Source organism: Wenyingzhuangia sp. 2_MG-2023 (genome assembly GCF_030548295.1).
GTDB lineage: Bacteria > Bacteroidota > Bacteroidia > Flavobacteriales > Flavobacteriaceae > Wenyingzhuangia.
Genome location: NZ_JAUOSB010000248.1, coordinates 1 through 228, shown reverse-complemented (window position 1 = coordinate 228; position 228 = coordinate 1). Strand labels below are relative to the sequence as shown.

Here is a 228-nt window from a genome sequence, read left to right as displayed (position 1 = left end):
CTTCAAAGAAGAAAAACATGGCCCCATCGTCTAGTCGGTTAAGATATCTCCTTGACATGGAGAAGATTCACTGGTTCGAATCCAGTTGGGGCTACCAAGAATATAAATGAATGGAAAAGATAGATTTCGACTTCGACATCTTCAACAAGATAATGTACAAGAGAACTGACTTTCACACACTCGATGAACCGAAGCCATTGAGCGATTTCGCCAAGGGCATCGTAAGGA

Annotated in this window: 1 tRNA gene; it reads left to right on the top strand. The window is 42.1% G+C overall.

The window, feature by feature from the left end:
- Window positions 1-19 precede the first annotated feature (19 nt).
- Window positions 20-97 (top strand) — tRNA-Val (locus Q4548_RS17155).
- Window positions 98-228: the final 131 nt, after the last annotated feature.